The following is a 15,964-nucleotide window of genomic DNA, read 5'->3' on the forward strand; positions in this document are numbered from 1 at the left end:
ATTCCTTGGGAAGTTGGGGTGTCGTGGGCGGCGAACGCGGGTGGGCTCAGGCCCCCCACCCGGCCTGCTCGCCGCCGACCCGCTCGGCCACGATCCGCTCCTGCCACCCGGACGCCGCGTACCCGGCGACCGGGTCCGGGTTCAGGCCCCGCTCCTCGCGCCACTCGGCGAGCAGCGGCCGCACGTCGGTGTTGTAGGCGTCCATCACCACGGCGTTCGCGGCCAGCACGTCGCCCGCGGCCTGCGCCGCGCTCAGCGCCTCGCGGTCCACCAGCAGCGCCTTGGCGGTGGCCTCCTGCACGTTCATCACGGAGCGGATGACCGCCGGGATCTTCGCCTCGATGTTGTGGCACTGGTCGAGCATGAACGCCACGTTCGTCTCCGGCTCGAAGCCGCCGTTCTTGGCGACCTCGTGCAGGATGCGGAAGAGCTGGAAGGGGTCGGCCGAGCCGACCATCAGGTCGTCGTCGGCGTAGAAGCGGGAGTTGAAGTCGAAGCCGCCGAGCTTCTTCTCACGCAGCAGCAGCGCCACGATGAACTCGATGTTGGTGCCCGGCGCGTGGTGTCCGGTGTCGACGACGACCTGCGCCTTGTCACCGAGCTTCAGGCACTGGAGGTACGACGTGCCCCAGTCGGGGACGTCCGTCGAGTAGAAGGCGGGCTCGAAGAACTTGTACTCCAGGAGCAGCCGCTGGTCGTCGCCGAGGCGCTCGTAGACGGTGGCGAGGGACTCGGCGAGCCGGTCCTGGCGGGCCACGATGTCGTCCTGGCCGGGGTAGTTCGTCCCGTCGGCGAACCACAGCTTCAGGTCCTTGGAGCCCGTCGCGTCCATGATGTCGACGCATTCCAGAAGGTGCTCGACCGCCTTGCGGCGCACCGCCGGGTCCGGGTGGCAGACGCTGCCGAGCTTGAAGTCGTCGTCCTGGAAGGTGTTGGAGTTGATGGCTCCCAGTTCCAGGCCGCGCTCCTTCGCGTGCGCTCCGAGCGCCGCGTAGTCGTCGACCTTGTCCCACGGAATGTGCAGCGACACCTTCGGGGCGATGCCGGTGAACTCGTGCACCTTCGCCGCGTCGTCGAGCTTCTCCTGCGGGGTGCGGGGCACACCGGCCTGGGCGAACACCTTGAACCGGGTGCCGGAGTTGCCGTAGCCCCACGACGGCGTCTCGATCCGCTGGCTGGAGAGTGCGGCCTTCACGGCAGCGATGTCAGGCATGTCCACCTCTGGGTGCGGGTCTGGGCACGAATCGAGTGAATCGATTCATTCGGAGGGGAAGTTAGCCCCGCTCGCCGAGGCCGTCAAGGGGTCGCGCACAAGGTCAACCGTGTTACTCAATCGTGTTGTACGTCGAAGGATCGGGATGGACTCGACCTCTTGACCTGTCCGGACGGACGGAGCTAGCTTCCGGGCAACTTCACTGAAACATTTCACGCCGCAGGGAAAGCCCCGAGCGGCCCCGGTGCCCACAGCCGCCGCTCGTGCCTCCCGCACGACCCCGCCCGCCGTCAGCACACCCATGGAGACATGCCATGACGCATCCTGAACCGGAGACGACTCCGGTGCTCGCGCTGGAGGGGGTGAGCAAGTCCTTCGGCGCCGTGCGCGCCCTGCGCGGCGTCTCGCTGCGCCTGTACGCGGGCGAGGCGCACGCCCTGGCCGGTGAGAACGGTGCGGGGAAGTCGACGCTCATCAAGGCCCTCGCCGGCGTGCACCGGCCCGACACCGGGACGGTGCTGCTCGACGGCGCGCCCGTGGAGTTCCACGGCCCCGCCGACGCCCGGGACGCCGGCGTCGCCGTCATCTACCAGGAGCCGACGCTCTTCCCCGACCTGTCGATCGCCGAGAACATCTTCATGGGGCGCCAGCCGCGCCGCTCCCTCGGCCGCGTCGACCACCGCGCCGTCAAGGACGCCACCGCCGCCCTCTTCCAGCGCCTCGGCGTCGACCTCGACCCCGACCAGCCCGCCCGCGGCCTGTCCATCGCCGACCAGCAGCTCGTCGAGATCGCCAAGGCCCTCTCGTTCGACGCCCGCGTCCTGATCATGGACGAGCCGACCGCCGCGCTGACCGGCAGCGAAGTGGCCCGCCTGTTCGGCGTCGTGAAGGCACTGCGCGCGCAGGGTGCGGCCGTGCTGTTCATCTCGCACCGCCTGGAGGAGATCTTCGAGCTGTGCCAGCGCGTCACCACGCTGCGCGACGGCGCCTGGGTGGCGAGCGAACCCCTCGACGGGCTGACCGAGGACGACCTCGTACGCCGCATGGTCGGCCGCGACCTCGACGAGCTCTACCCCAAGCAGGACACCGAACTCGGCGAAGTGGCGCTGAGCGTGCGCCGGCTGACCCGCGAGGGCGTCTTCACCGACGTCTCCTTCGAGGTGCGCCGCGGCGAGATCGTCGGCCTCGCCGGACTCGTCGGCGCCGGACGCAGCGAGGTGGCCCGCGCCGTGTTCGGCGTCGACCGGTTCGACGGCGGCGAGGTCGAGGTGCTCGGTCGGCGGCTCGAACCCGGCGCGCCGAGCCTCGCCATGCACGCGGGCCTCGCGCTCGTCCCCGAGGACCGCCGCGCCCAGGGCCTGGTGATGGACATGTCCATCGAGCGCAACATCGGCCTCACCGGATTCGCCGACACCAGCCGCGCCGGCCTGATGAACCGCCGGGCGGAGCGCAGCCGTTCGCTCGACTGGGCCGTGAAGCTCCAGGTCAAGTACGCGCGGCTCGCCGATGTCGTCGGCACCCTGTCGGGCGGCAACCAGCAGAAGGTCGTCCTCGCCAAGTGGCTCGCCACCGGGCCGCAGGTCCTCATCGTCGACGAGCCGACGCGCGGCATCGACGTCGGCACCAAGGCCGAGGTGCACCGCCTGCTGTCGTCGCTGGCCGCCGAGGGCGTCGCCGTCCTGATGATCTCCTCCGACCTGCCGGAGATCCTCGGCATGGCCGACCGCGTCCTCGTCATGCACGAGGGCCGCCTGACCGCCGAACTCACCCGGACCGAGGCCACCGAGGAGACCGTGATGGCCGCCGCCACCGGACGGACGACCCAGGGGAGGGCGGCATGACCGTCACCGCTCAGCCGGTGCGCGAGGACGCCGCACCCGAACCGGCCGCCGGACGGCGCCTGCTCGACAAGGTGTTCAAGGCCCGCGAACTCGCCGTCGCCGGCGTGCTCGTCCTGATGCTGCTCGCCACCCAGATCTCCAACACGGAGTTCCTGTCCGAGCAGGGCGTCAAGGACCTGCTCCTCAACGCCACGATCCTGGTCCTCGTCGCCACCGGCCAGGCCGTCGTCGTCATCACCCGCAACGTCGACCTCTCGGTCGGCTCGGTGCTCGGCATCTCCGCCTTCGCCGCGGGCAACTACCTCCAGGGCGGCGGCAGTTCACTCGTCGCCGTGCTGTACGCCGTCGCCCTCGGCGCCCTCTTCGGCGCCCTGAACGGCGCGCTCGTCAGCCTCGGCAAGGTGCCCGCGCTCGTCGTCACTCTCGGCACCCTCTACGTGATCCGCGGCATCGACTCGATCTGGGTCGGCTCCGAGCAGATCGTCGCCTCCGACCTGCCGGACGGTTTCGTCGACTTCGGCCACGACGGTCTGTGGATCGTGCCCTACCTGGCGCTGCTGGCCGTCGCCGTCCTGCTCTGCGTCGGCTTCTACCTGCGCAGCTACCGCAGCGGCCGCGACCTGTACGCGCTCGGCTCCAGCCCGGAGGCCGCGACCCTCGCCGGTGTCCCCGTCCGCAAGCGCGTCATGACCGCCTACATCCTGTGCGGGGCGCTCGCCGGCCTGGCCGGCGCCCTGTACCTGGCGCGCTTCGGCAACGTCGACTCCGCCACCGGCAACGGCTACGAACTCACCGTCGTCAGCGCCGTCGTCGTCGGCGGCGTCGCCTTCACCGGTGGCTCCGGCACCGTCTACGGAGCCGCCCTCGGCGCGCTGCTGCTGACCTCCATCAACAGCGTCCTGCCCGCCATCGGCGTCAGCTCCGTGTGGGTCACCGCCATCAACGGAATCCTGCTGCTGCTCGCCATCGCCGTCGACCGGATCCTGGCGCTGCGCGTCGCCGCAGTGCTGCGCAAGCAGGCCGCACAGATGAGGAGCGCCCGCCATGCCTGAGAACCTCAAGGCCGATTCCCTGAGGAGCGTGGTGCGCTGGGACACCGCCGTCGGCGCCCTGCTGATCGTGCTGCTGCTCTGCTCGTTCTCGTTCGTCGACAACTTCGGCAACGCGCTGAACGTGTCCTTCCTCATCGGCAACACCCTGCCGATCGCGCTCATCGCCCTGCCGATGACGATGCTCGTCGTCTCCGGTGAGGTCGACCTGTCGGTCGGCTCGACGGCCGGACTGTCCGGCGCCGTCATGGGCGCGCTGTGGAACGAGGGCATGGCCATCGAGACGATCATCCCGGTCTGCCTCGTGCTCGGCCTCGTCTGCGGACTGGTCAACGGACTGCTCGTGACCCGTCTCGGCCTGCCCTCCCTCGCCGTCACCATCGGCACCATGGCCGCCTACCGCGGCATCGCGCAGATCGTCCTCGGCTCCGACTCGGTCACCGACTTCCCCTCCTCGTACCTGGACTTCGGCGCCGGCCACATCGGCGACACGTTCGTCCCGTACGCCTTCCTGCCCTTCCTCGTCCTCCTCGGGATCGCGGTCGTCGTGCTGCACGCCACCCGCGTGGGCCGCTCGCTGTTCGCGATCGGCGCGAGCGAGGAAGCCGCCCGCTTCTCCGGTGTCCGCGTCAAGCGGCTCAAGCTGTCGATGTTCGTGACGACCGGCCTGCTCGCCGCGCTCACCGGCGTCTTCTGGGCCCTGCACTACGCCAGCGCCCGCTACGACAACGCCACCGGCCTCGAACTGTCGGTCATCGCGGCCGTCCTGCTCGGCGGCATCGACTTCGACGGCGGCAAGGGCACCCTCGGCGGCGCGATCGCGGGTGTGTTCCTGCTCGGCACGCTCCAGAACGTGATGAGCCTGCTCAACGTCTCCGCCCAGTCCCAGATCGTCGTCACCGGCGTCCTCCTCGTGATCTCCGTGCTCGCGCCGCGCGTCGGCCGCCGGATCGCCCAGGCCAGGGCCCGCAGGAAGACCGCCGCCGCACCTCCACCGGTACCGGCCGCGCCCTGAACTCCGTTCCCGTGTCTCCCCTCCCTTCGACCCGTGAGGAACCGCCATGTCCGCAACCGCCCGAACCCGCCGCCTCTCCACCGCGCTCGCCGTCACCACCGCCCTCGTCCTCGGCGCCACCGCCTGCAGCGGCACGACGAAGGACGACGCGAACAAGGAGGACGCGAAGTCCGCGGCCGCCGGCAAGGCCGACCCGAACGCCGCCACCAAGAAGGGCCTCACGGTCGCCTTCCTGCCCAAGCAGGTCAACAACCCGTACTTCACCACCTCCGACAACGGCGGCAAGAAGGCGCTCGCGGAGCTCGGTTCGACGTACAAGGAGGTCGGGACGTCCAGCGGCACCGACACCTCCGGCCAGGTCTCCTACGTCAACACCCTCACCCAGCAGCAGGTCGACGGCATCGCCGTCTCCGCGCAGGACCCGGGCGCCCTGTGCACCGCCCTGAAGCAGGCGATGAAGAACGGCGTCAGCGTCGTCACGTACGACTCCGACACCAAGGCCGACTGCCGCAACGTCTTCGTCTCGCAGGCCAGCGCCGAGGACCTCGGCCGCACCCAGGTCCAGCAGATCGCGCGGCAGATCGGCGGCAAGGGCGAGATCGCGATCCTCTCGGCGGCCCAGACGGCCACCAACCAGAACACGTGGATCGACTACATGAAGGACGAGCTGAAGAAGCCCGCGTACAAGGACATCAAGCTCGTCACGACCGCCTACGGGGACGACGACGCCCAGAAGTCGTTCCAGCAGACCCAGGGCCTCCTCCAGGAGCACCCGAAGCTGAAGGGGATCATCTCCCCGACCACCGTCGGCATCAAGGCCGCCGCCCAGTACCTGTCGGGCTCCAAGTACAAGGGCAAGGTCAAGCTGACCGGCCTCGGCACCCCCAACGACATGCGCGCCTACGTCAAGAACGGCACCGTCGAGGCGTTCGAGCTGTGGGACCCGGCGAAGCTCGGCGCGCTCGCCGCGCACACCGCCGTCGCGCTGGAGTCCGGGCAGATCTCCGGCAAGGAGGGCGAGACCTTCAAGGCCGGTGACCTCGGCGAGTTCACCGTCGGGAAGGACGGCGTCGTCTCCCTCGGCAAGCCGACCGTCTTCGACAAGAAGAACATCGACCAGTTCACGTTCTGAGCGAGGGACCACCCATATGCAGCGCGTCTGTTTTCTGCTCAAGGTCAAGGCCGACCGGATCGACGAGTACCGCGCCCGCCACGCGGACGTGTGGCAGGAGATGCGGGAGGCCCTGACCGCCACCGGCTGGCACAACTACTCCCTCTTCCTCAGGGACGACGGACTGCTCGTCGGCTATCTGGAGACGGAGGACTTCCACGCGGCCCGCGCCGCCATGGACGCCACGGAGGTGAACGCCCGCTGGCAGGCCGAGATGGGCGCCTTCTTCGAGGAGCTGGACGGACAGGCCCCGGACGCCGCGATGCGGCCGCTCACCGAGGTCTTCCACCTTGCCTGAACGCTCGACGGTCGGCATCAAGGACGTGGCCCACGAGGCGGGAGTCTCCGTGGGCACCGTCTCCAACGTCCTCAACCAGCCGCACCGCGTCTCCGAACCCACCCGCCGCCACGTCCAGCAGGTCATCGCCCGGCTCGGCTACGTCCGCAGCGAGTACGCGCGTCAGCTGCGGGCCGGACACAGCCGCATCGTGGCGCTGCTCGTCCTCGACATGGGGAACCCGTTCTTCGTGGACGTCGCGCGCGGCGCCGAACGCGCCGCGCGCGACGCGGGCCTCGGCGTCATGGTCTGCAACAGCGCCCAGAACCCGTCGGAGGAGGCCGAGTACCTCTCGCTCTTCGCCGAACAGCGGGTGCGCGGCGCCCTGATCACCCCCGCCGACCCGAGCGGCGCGACCCTGCGCGACTTCCGGCGGCACGGCATCCCGTACGTCGTCGTGGACCGGGTCGCCGGTGACGAACCGGGCTGCTCGGTCGCCGTCGACGACGTGTCGGGCGGCGCCCTGGCCCTCCGCCACCTCGTCGGCGGCGGCCACCGCAAGCTCGCCTTCGTCAGCGGCCCGCCGCACCTCAAACAGGTCCAGGACCGCAGGGAGGGCGCCCTCAAGGCACTCGCCGAGGCGGGCCTGCCCGAGACCCTCCTGTGCGAACTGCCCACCGCCCGCCTCGACGTGGCCGCGGGCCGCGACGCGGGCGCCCGCCTCCTCGGCCTCGCCGACCGCCCCACCGCCGTCTTCTGCGCCAACGACCTGCTGGCCCTCGGCGTCCTCCAGGCGCTGTACGCGGCCGGGGTGCGGGTCCCCGACGACATCTCGATCGTCGGCTACGACGACATCGAGTTCGCGGCGGCGGCCACCGTCCCGCTCACCTCGGTCCGCCGGCCCGCCCTCACCCTCGGCATGATCGCGGCGGAACTGCTGCTCCAGGAGACGGGCGAGCGGGCCTCCGCGCACCGGCACCAACATGTGCTGATGCGACCGGAGTTGGTGGTACGGGGGTCGAGCCGGGCGCTTCGGTGAGCGGGCGGGGAGCCGCCCCGTCCGCTCACCGAAGGCCGATACGCGGCGCGGGGTCAGCGCACCGTGCTCGTCAGTCGGTACCGGCCCGCCGGCAGCGAGAACGTCGCCGTGCCGTCCGCGAACCCGCGCGCTCGGACGCCGGCCACCTTCGCCAGTGGTGTGCGTCCCTCGCGGACCGCCGACGCCGACACCGCGGGCAGGCTCAGCGTCGCCTCGGTGTTGGCCGGGACGACCGCCTCATACGTGAGCGTGCCGTCCTTGGCCAGGGACCACTCGCTGGTGATCTCGCCGTAGGGGGACAGGTGGCGGGCCGACACCCGTGTGATGCGGCCGGTCGGGTCGAGGTGCGGCTGGAGGCGGAAGCGCCGGAAGCCGGGGTGCTCCGGGTCCCGTGCGATACCCGCCATGTACGCGTACATCCACTCCATGATCGCGCCGTACGAGTAGTGGTTGAAGGAGTTCATCTCGACGGGGCCGAACCCGTCCTCCTGGGAGTACGAGTTCCAGCGCTCCCACACCGTCGTCGCGCCGTTCTTCACCGAGTACAGCCAGGAGGGCATGGCGTCCTGGTGCAGCAGCTCGTACGCGAGATCGGCGCGGCCCTCGTCGGTCAGGACCGGCGCGAGGACGTTCACTCCGAGGAAGCCGACGGAGAGGGTGTTCCGCGCGTACCGCACCCGGGCACTGTCCGGATGAGCCGCCTTGTACGCGGCGTCGTTGCCGATGTTGTCCGCCAACAGCCCCACCAGGGAGCGGCGTTGGGCCTCGGTGTCGTAGAAGCCGAGCTTGAGGACCCACAGCAGTGCGGACTGGCTGTCGTCCTCGGGGTCACCGCCCATGAGCGGCTTGCCGCCCTTGCTCGACAGCACGGTGATCCGGTCACCGTCCGTCCTGATGTACGTGGCCAGGAACGCGCGCCGGATGCGGGCCAGGAGGTCGTCGTACGCCGTGGCCTCGGCGGTGCGTCCGGTGGCCCGCGCCATCTGCGCCATCAGAAGCACGCTGTAGGCGTAGTAGACGTCGCTCATCAGCTGGGTGCCGGTGTTCTGGAACGCCAGCCAGTCGGCGAAGATCGCGCCCTGGCCCGCGTAGGTGTCGCCGCCCTTGCGCCGGATCCAGTCGATGTAGCGGACCATCGCCTCCCAGCTGCGGTCGATGATCGTGGCGTCGCCGCTCATCTGCCACACCGTCCACGGCACGATGACGCCGCAGTCCGCCCAACCGCTGCACGGCGCGGCCGCGTTGTACCGGTTGCCCGGCGCCACCGCGGTGAACTGGGCGCCGTCGACCCCGTACGTCTTCTGCGACTCGATGAGGATGTCCTCGAAGTGGCTGAGGAACGCGACCGCGTCGGTGTTGTACAGGCCGGTGTTCGAGAAGACCTGGGTGTCGCCGGTCCAGCCGAGCCGCTCGTCGCGCTGCGGGCAGTCGGTCGGTACCCACAGGTAGTTGCCGCGCTGGCCCCAACGGACGTTGCTGATCAGCTGGTTGACGGCGTCGTCGTCCGTGGTGACGTCGCCGATCTCGCGGATCGCGGACGTGCCGACCTTGCCGGTGAGGTCCGAGACGGTGACCTCGGCGCCGGGCGTCGTCACCTCCACCGAGACGTAGCGGAAGCCGTAGAAGGTGAGCGAGTCCTGGTGGGTCTCGCCGGCCTTCGCGCCCTTGAGGACGTACGTGCTCGTCGCCTTCGCCGAGCGGAGGTTGGCGCGGTAGAGGGAGCCGACCGGGCCGTCGGCGCCCTCGCTGTCGTCGTTGAGCATCTCGGCGCATCTGACGACGACCTCGGCGCCGGACGGACCGCGCAGGGTGTAGCGGGGGACACCGACCATGTTCTGGCCGAGGTCGAAGACGGCCGTGTCACCGGGGCGCAGGGTGACCGGGCCGGGCCTGCCGGTGGTCGTGCGGTCCGGGTCGGGGACGATCTCGCCCTTGCCGTTGGCGCTCGACGACGCGCCGGTCACCGTGTCGTAGACGGTGAGCGACCGGGGGTGGCGGTCCCACTTCGGGATCAGGCGTGCCGTCTCGCCGGGGTACGCGGTGAGCTTCGCGCCGGGGAACCTGGCCGCGTAGCCGACCTGTTCGACGTCGGCCCAGCCCGCGGTGTCGAAGCCGGCGGACGTCCAGCCGTCGAGTTCCTTCCGCGCGTCGTACGTCTGCCCGTCGTAGATGTCGTCCGCGCGGTAGGGGCCGGTGTCGGTGGCCTTCCAGCCGGCGTCCGGGCGGGTCACGACCGACTGTGTGCTGCCGTCGGCGTACCGGACGAGGAGCTTGGCCTTCAGCGCGAGCGCGTTCCCGTCCTTGGACCAGTACGTGCTGCCCTCGGAGACGCGGGCGTTGTACCAGCCGTTGCCGAGGACCGCCGCGAGCGTCACGGAGCGGCCTCCGCGCGCCACCGCGTCCGTGACGTCGTACGTCAGGTAGTTCACCGTGGTGTCGTAGTTCGTCCAGCCCGGCGTGAGGAGCTCCGTCGCCCGGCCGCCGTCCTGCGGCGCGGTGACGCGCTCGCCGTTGACGTACGCCTCGTACACCCCGAGGGCCGTGATGTACAGGCGGGCCTCGGCGATCCCGCCCTCGCCGAGCGGTGTCTCGCTGCGGAGCAGGGGCGCGCCCGCCGAGTCGGGGGCCTTGCCCTTCATGCCGAGCCACTGGGCGCCGTCCCAGTCGGCGACGCCGTCCGTGCTCATGAGGCTCGTCTCGAACCAGGCGGCCGATGCCGTGCCCAGGCCGCGGCCCGTGGCGTCCCAGGCCGTCACGTCCCAGAAGTACCGGGTGGACGGCTTGAGTCGGGGCCCGTCGTACCGCACGGCGACCGAGTCGGAGCCCTGCACCGTGCCGCTGTCCCACACGTCGGGCCGGCCCGCGGTCAGCCGCTGGGGGGAGGTCGCGACGCGGAGGCGGTACGCGCCCTGCGCGAGGCCGCGCGCCGTCGAACCGAGCCGCCAGCCGAAGCGGGGGCGGGCCGCGTCGGTGCCGAGCGGCAGGACGCGGTGCTCGACGGTCAGGCCGGTGACGGTGGGGGTGGCGTCCGGTGCGGCGGACGCCGACGGGGCCGCCTGTGCCGGTGCCGCCGTGCCCACGGCGGCGAGCCCGGTGATCACGGGCACGGCGCCCGCGGTCGCGGCCAGCACGGTCCTGCGGTGGATGTCGCTGCTCATCTGCGAGGTTTCCCTTCGTCCTTGAAGGCGCTCGGTGAAGGCGCTCGGTGAAGGAGCTGGGTGAAGGCGCCCGGCGAGGGCGCTCTGCGGAGGTCTCTGCCGGAAGGCCTCTGCCGGAAGGTCTCTGTCGATGGGTGGGGGGGAGGAGCGAGATCGTGGGTTGAACGATTTCAAACGATTCAATGTGGGGTGGAGGAACCTATGCGCAGCCTGAGGCGGAGACAAGGGGCTTGCGTGCACAAAAGACACTCGTGCAAGCGGATTGACAGAGGATGCCGGTGGGCGCACAGTGGCCGACGGTGTGGTAAGAAACGATTCAAGTCATCGGGCTGCCGCCGTCTCGGCGTGGCGACGAGCGGCTCGGTCCGGGGACCCGGCACCGACCTCCGTCGTCCGGTTGTCCGACTGGCCGAACATTTCGGGGTGCGCCCCACGTACACTCCCCCTGCCGCACCCGCTCACCTGGAGGTCCGTACCCGATGGGACAGTCCGTGGGGATCAAGGACGTAGCCCGCGCCGCCGGGGTGTCCGTGGGCACGGTCTCGAACGTGATCAACCGGCCCGAGACCGTCGCCGACGAGACGCGGTCCCGCGTCCTCGCGGTCATCGACCGGCTCGGCTACGTCCGCAGCGAGTCCGCCCGCCAGTTGCGCGCCGGCCGCAGCCGCATCATGGGCCTGCTCGTCCTCGACATGGGCAACCCGTTCTTCGTGGACGTCGCGCGCGGCGCCGAGCGTGCCGCGCGCGAGGCCGGGCTCGGCGTGATGGTCTGCAACAGCGCGCAGAGCGCGAGCGAGGAGGCCGAGTACCTGTCCCTCTTCGCCGAGCAGCGGGTGCGCGGCGTCCTGCTCACCCCGGCCGAGGCGACCGGCCGCACCGTCGAGCAGTTCCGCCGGCACGACATCCCGTTCGTCCTCGTCGACCGGGTCGCCGAGGGCGCCACCGAGTGCTCCGTATCCGTCGACGACGTCAACGGCGGCGCGCTCGCGGTCAGTCACCTCGTCGACGCGGGTCACCGACGCATCGCGTACGTGAGCGGCCCGCCCGCCCTCAACCAGGTCGAGGACCGCCGGCAGGGCGCGCTCCGCGCCCTCGACGAGGCCGGACTGCCCGCCACCGCGCTGCGCGAACTGCCCACCGACCGGCTCGACGTGGCCGCGGGCCGCGACGCGGGCGCCCGCCTCCTCGGCCTCTCCGCCCGCCCCACCGCCGTCTTCTGCGCCAACGACCTGCTGGCCCTCGGCGTCCTCCAGTCCCTGTACGCGGCCGGGGTGCGGGTCCCCGAGGACGTCGCGATCGTCGGCTACGACGACATCGAGTTCGCGGCCGCCGCCGCCGTCCCCCTCACGTCCGTGCGGCAGCCCGCCGTCACCATGGGCGCCCTCGCCGCCGAGCTGCTCCTCGACGAGATCGACGCCGCCGACCACCCCGGGCGCCGGCACGAGCACCGCCGGGTCGTCCTCCAGCCGGAGCTCGTCGTCCGCGGCTCCAGCCTGGGCCCGCGCTGAACCCGCCCGCGACCATGTGCTGAACTGGGCGGACGGCCCGCTTGTCCGCAGTTCGGGCCGCCCGCACCGCCATCCGTACAGGAGTTGCCTTGAGCGCCGCCCGTTACCGTCAGGCCGGAGTCGTCCTGGCCGACCGTCGCTTCTCCGTCCCTCTGGACCACGCCGACCCCGACGGCGAGCGCATCGAGCTGTACGCGCGCGAGGCCGTCGCCGCCGGCCGGGAGAACGACGAACTGCCCTGGCTCGTCTACCTCCAGGGCGGCCCCGGGTTCGGCGCGAACCGCTTCAGCGGCAAGCAGGCGTGGCTCGGCCGCGCCCTCCAGGACTACCGCGTCCTCCTGCTCGACCAGCGCGGCACCGGCGCCTCCGCGACCGTGAACCGCCAGACGCTCCCGCTGCGCGGCGACGCGCGGGCCCAGGCCGAGTACCTCACGCACTTCCGCGCCGACTCGATCGTCCGCGACTGCGAGCTGGTCCGCCACGAGGTCACCGGGGGCGCCCCGTGGACCGTCCTCGGCCAGAGCTTCGGCGGCTTCTGCGCCGTGCGCTACCTGTCGTCCGCGCCCGAGGGCCTCGCGGCGGCGCTCATCACGGGCGGCCTGCCCACGCTCGACGGCCACGCCGACGACGTCTACCGCGCCGCGTACCCGCGCGTCGAGCGCAAGGTCCGCGCGCACTACGCCCGCTATCCGATGGACGTCGAGCGGGCCCGGGAGATCGCCGCGTACGTCCAGGACCGGCAGCCGGTCCTGCCCAACGGCTACCGCCTCACCCTGGAGGCGTTCCAGTCGCTCGGCATCTGGCTCGGCGGGAGCGACGGCAGCGACCGACTGCACCACCTCCTGGAGGACGCGTTCGTCCGCACCCCCGCCGGACGCGAACTCTCCGACGCGTTCCAGGAGCAGGTCGCCGGCGCGCTGTCCTACGCGAGCCACCCGCTCTACGCGGTCCTGCACGAGGCGATCTACGCGCAGGGCGGGCGCGCCACCGACTGGTCCGCCGAACGGGTGCGCGCCGAGTTCCCCCAGTTCGACGGCGAGAAGACGCTGGCCTCGGGCTCGGCGCTGCTCTTCACCGGGGAGTCGGTGCACCCCTGGCAGTTCGACACCGACCCGGCGCTGCGCCCGCTGCGGGAGGCCGCGCACGCGGTGGCCGCGCGCACGGACTGGGCTCCGCTCTACGACCCGGCGCGACTCGCGGCGAACGAGGTGCCGGTGGTCGCAGCCGTCTACCACGACGACATGTACGTCGACACGGAGCACGCGCTGCACACGGCCCGCTCGATCCGAGGGCTGCGGCCCTGGGTGACGAACGAGTTCGAGCACGACGGCCTCCGGGCGGGCGGACCGCGCGTCCTCGACCGTCTGCTGGCCATGGTGCGCGGCGACGTGTAGCCCCGTACGGGGTTCTGTGGCTTCGGCGTGCGGTCGCGGGTGCGCCGTGGTTCCCCGAGTCCCCTGGAACAGCGGCGAGGCCGCTTGCTTGAGGGGGCCACGGGGACGAGGCGGCCCGTGCCGTGGGGCGGGACGACGAGGCCACCGGATGGGGCGTGTGCTGGTCCGGGGAGACATCTGGCGCGCGCCCCTTCGTTGTGGTCGCGGGGGCGGGGGTATCCGGTCCGAATGAATCTTTCGAGGAGAACGCGGTACGTCCTGAGCGCGGTAGCGATCTACGTCGTCATGGTCTTGATCTGGCGCTTCAGCGGCATCGGTTGGTGGATGGCGCTAGGGATGGGGATGGTCGCGACCCCCTTGGTGTTGTGGATGACGTGGCTGCGTCGGCGGCTCAATGACCGGTCGAGGGAGTTCGGCCGGCGCCACGGTCCCTTCGCGTGGCCGGAGGATCGCAGGCGCTGAGGGCGGCGATCCTCGGCGCGGTCGTACAGGGCGTCGAGGTGATCGCTGGTCATCTCGTCCAGCGGATGCGGTCGGTCATGCGGCGTTGCTCCTCGTCATGCGGGTGGGGCAGGCCGAGTCATGGGTGGTGCCGCGGGAGACGAACCCGTCGGCGCAGCACGCGGCGTGCAGTTCTTCGTCCGGGTCCCGAGGGCGCAGGCAGTCGGAACCATGCGCGCTGCCGTCGGCGTGGGTGGAGAGGTCGCAGCACGGCACGACCTCGAACACGGCCTCGAAGATGGGGATGCCGCGGGCTTTGCGTTCGGCGAGCTGCGCCCGGAGCCTTGCCCGGCGGGCGATGGCGTACTCGCGGGACGCGCACCAGGCGAGGAGGCCGGCCGCATAGACGACCCCGGCGGCGGACCTGTACCAGCCGGTGGCGGTGAGGTAGGCGGCGGTGGCGCTGCTGAGGGCGGCGGCCGCGGTGAGCCAGCGGGCGGTGCGGAGGGCGGGTGTCATTGGCGTTCCGATCATGGTGGCGTGGGGTGTCGTGGTGGGTGCGGTCGCGGGCTGGGTGTTCAGCGCGGACGATCCAGTGCGGATCGGGGTCGTGGAGGTCGCGGTTGTGGTTGGCCCCCTGGGGCTGCTGCTTCGGGGTCGGTACAGGAAGACTTAAGTGGTGAACGGGGCGAGGACGATGCCGACCCGCGAGGGCGCGGCCCCTTTCTGATGCCCCGAGACAGGAGAGCCAGCCGCCTCGATCACGGTCTCTGTAGGAGACGGTCTCCGTCTGGCTTGTTGGCGGTCTGCTCCGGGAGGTGTTCATGCATGTCGCCGTCGATTGGCCATGGTCGGTAGCGGTGGTCGGGGGGATGGGGTCGAGCTGGTGTCGGGGGTGTTGTTCCTGCTGTAGGCGCGGTGCCCGGCGCAGCCGCGGCGGTAGAGGCCGAGCCCTGCCCACCGGAGGGTGAGCACGAGCGCGGAGGCGACAGGCCAGACGGCTCCGCATTCCCAGCGGCCCCGCGAGGCTGACCCCGGTGAATCCGGATGAGGCGCCCCGCGCCGTGGGCGCCTACCCTGCCCTTCATGAGCCTGCCCGAACCGAAGAGCGAACCCGCGCTCCAGCCCATGCCGGAGGACTGGCAGCGGGCCCTCGCGGTCGTCGCCCACCCCGACGACCTGGAATACGGCTGCGCCGCGGCCATCGCCGCCTGGACCGACGCCGGCAAGGAGGTCACGTATGTCCTCGCCACGCGCGGAGAGGCCGGCATCGACACCCTCGCCCCGGACAAGTGCGGTCCGCTGCGCGAACAGGAGCAGCGGGCGAGCGCGGCCGTCGTCGGCGTCGACACCGTCGAGTTCCTCGACCACAAGGACGGAGTCATCGAGTACGGCGTCGCGCTGCGCCGCGACATCGCCGCCGCGATCCGCCGGCACCGCCCCGAACTCGTCATCACCCTCAACCACCGCGACACGTGGGGAGGCGTGTACTGGAACACCCCCGACCACGTCGCCGTCGGCCGCGCCACGCTCGACGCCGCGGCGGACGCGGGCAACCGGTGGATCTTCCCCGAGCTGACGGAGGAGGGGCTGGAGCCGTGGAACGGCGTGAAATGGGTCGCCGTCGCCGGTTCCGCGCAGCCCACGCACGCCGCCGACGCCACGGCGGGCCTCGAACGCGCCGTCCGCTCGCTGCTCGAACACCGTACGTACATCGAAGTGTTGACCGACGAGGACCCGGAGACCTACTGCCGCACCTTCCTCACCGGAAACGTGCAGGCCGCGGCCGAGCGGTTCGGCGGGAAGCCGGCCGTGCCGTTCGAAGTGTTCAACCGCTGAGGCCGCGGTCCCCTATCGT

The 15,964-nt window shown here is 71.2% G+C and carries 13 protein-coding genes; 9 read left to right on the forward strand and 4 right to left on the reverse strand.

Annotation, left to right across the window (positions count from 1 at the left end; all coding sequences use genetic code 11):
* Positions 1-46 precede the first annotated feature (46 nt).
* A complete protein-coding gene (gene rhaI / locus V2W30_RS36765; protein WP_338702929.1) occupies positions 47-1,213 on the reverse strand; it encodes an L-rhamnose isomerase in 1,167 nt (388 codons plus the stop codon).
* Positions 1,214-1,527: 314 nt separating this feature from the next.
* Between rhaI and V2W30_RS36770 the strand changes: the two genes are divergently transcribed.
* The 6 genes from V2W30_RS36770 to V2W30_RS36795 are packed head-to-tail and all read left to right on the forward strand — an operon-like array spanning position 1,528 to position 7,605.
* Entirely contained in the window at positions 1,528-3,054 is a 1,527-nt protein-coding gene (locus V2W30_RS36770) for a sugar ABC transporter ATP-binding protein (protein WP_338702930.1), read from the forward strand.
* The gene (locus V2W30_RS36775) at positions 3,051-4,106 is read left to right on the forward strand and encodes an ABC transporter permease (protein ID WP_338702931.1); all 1,056 of its coding nucleotides are present in this window, start codon (positions 3,051-3,053) and stop codon (positions 4,104-4,106) included. The genes V2W30_RS36770 and V2W30_RS36775 overlap by 4 nt, the downstream gene beginning before the upstream one ends.
* The gene (locus V2W30_RS36780; RefSeq protein ID WP_338702932.1) at positions 4,099-5,118 is read left to right on the forward strand and encodes an ABC transporter permease; all 1,020 of its coding nucleotides are present in this window, start codon (positions 4,099-4,101) and stop codon (positions 5,116-5,118) included. The genes V2W30_RS36775 and V2W30_RS36780 overlap by 8 nt, the downstream gene beginning before the upstream one ends.
* A 46-nt stretch (positions 5,119-5,164) precedes the next feature.
* Positions 5,165-6,250 carry a rhamnose ABC transporter substrate-binding protein gene (rhaS, locus tag V2W30_RS36785; protein ID WP_338702933.1) on the forward strand — a complete coding sequence of 362 codons (1,086 nt, stop codon included), beginning with the start codon at positions 5,165-5,167 and terminating at the stop codon, positions 6,248-6,250.
* 16 nt (positions 6,251-6,266) lie between these two features.
* On the forward strand, positions 6,267-6,587 hold the full coding sequence (locus V2W30_RS36790) for an L-rhamnose mutarotase (protein WP_338702934.1): 321 nt from the start codon (positions 6,267-6,269) through the stop codon (positions 6,585-6,587).
* Positions 6,580-7,605 carry a LacI family DNA-binding transcriptional regulator gene (locus tag V2W30_RS36795; RefSeq protein WP_338702935.1) on the forward strand — a complete coding sequence of 342 codons (1,026 nt, stop codon included), beginning with the start codon at positions 6,580-6,582 and terminating at the stop codon, positions 7,603-7,605. The genes V2W30_RS36790 and V2W30_RS36795 overlap by 8 nt, the downstream gene beginning before the upstream one ends.
* A gap of 53 nt (positions 7,606-7,658) precedes the next feature.
* On the opposite strand, the gene V2W30_RS36800 is transcribed toward V2W30_RS36795, so the two are convergent.
* A complete protein-coding gene (locus V2W30_RS36800) occupies positions 7,659-10,763 on the reverse strand; it encodes a family 78 glycoside hydrolase catalytic domain (RefSeq protein WP_338702936.1) in 3,105 nt (1,034 codons plus the stop codon).
* A gap of 479 nt (positions 10,764-11,242) precedes the next feature.
* Between V2W30_RS36800 and V2W30_RS36805 the strand changes: the two genes are divergently transcribed.
* Both V2W30_RS36805 and V2W30_RS36810 read left to right on the forward strand, forming a co-directional pair.
* Positions 11,243-12,271, forward strand: a complete 1,029-nt coding sequence (locus V2W30_RS36805) for a LacI family DNA-binding transcriptional regulator (RefSeq protein WP_338702937.1) — start codon at positions 11,243-11,245, stop codon at positions 12,269-12,271.
* Positions 12,272-12,360: 89 nt separating this feature from the next.
* Positions 12,361-13,665, forward strand: coding sequence for an alpha/beta fold hydrolase (locus V2W30_RS36810; RefSeq protein ID WP_338702938.1), 1,305 nt, complete (start codon positions 12,361-12,363; stop codon positions 13,663-13,665).
* A gap of 275 nt (positions 13,666-13,940) precedes the next feature.
* Here the strand turns inward: V2W30_RS36810 and V2W30_RS36815 are convergent, their stop codons facing one another.
* Positions 13,941-14,180, reverse strand: coding sequence for a hypothetical protein (locus tag V2W30_RS36815; RefSeq protein WP_338702939.1), 240 nt, complete (start codon positions 14,178-14,180; stop codon positions 13,941-13,943).
* 22 nt (positions 14,181-14,202) lie between these two features.
* Positions 14,203-14,625: a hypothetical protein gene (locus tag V2W30_RS36820; protein WP_338702940.1), complete on the reverse strand. Its 423-nt coding sequence runs from the start codon at positions 14,623-14,625 to the stop codon at positions 14,203-14,205.
* A gap of 567 nt (positions 14,626-15,192) precedes the next feature.
* On the opposite strand from V2W30_RS36820, the gene V2W30_RS36825 reads away from it, so the two are divergent.
* Positions 15,193-15,945 carry a PIG-L deacetylase family protein gene (locus tag V2W30_RS36825; RefSeq protein WP_338702941.1) on the forward strand — a complete coding sequence of 251 codons (753 nt, stop codon included), beginning with the start codon at positions 15,193-15,195 and terminating at the stop codon, positions 15,943-15,945.
* Positions 15,946-15,964: the final 19 nt, after the last annotated feature.

The organism is Streptomyces sp. Q6, from assembly GCF_036967205.1.
Lineage (GTDB): Bacteria > Actinomycetota > Actinomycetes > Streptomycetales > Streptomycetaceae > Streptomyces > Streptomyces citrinus.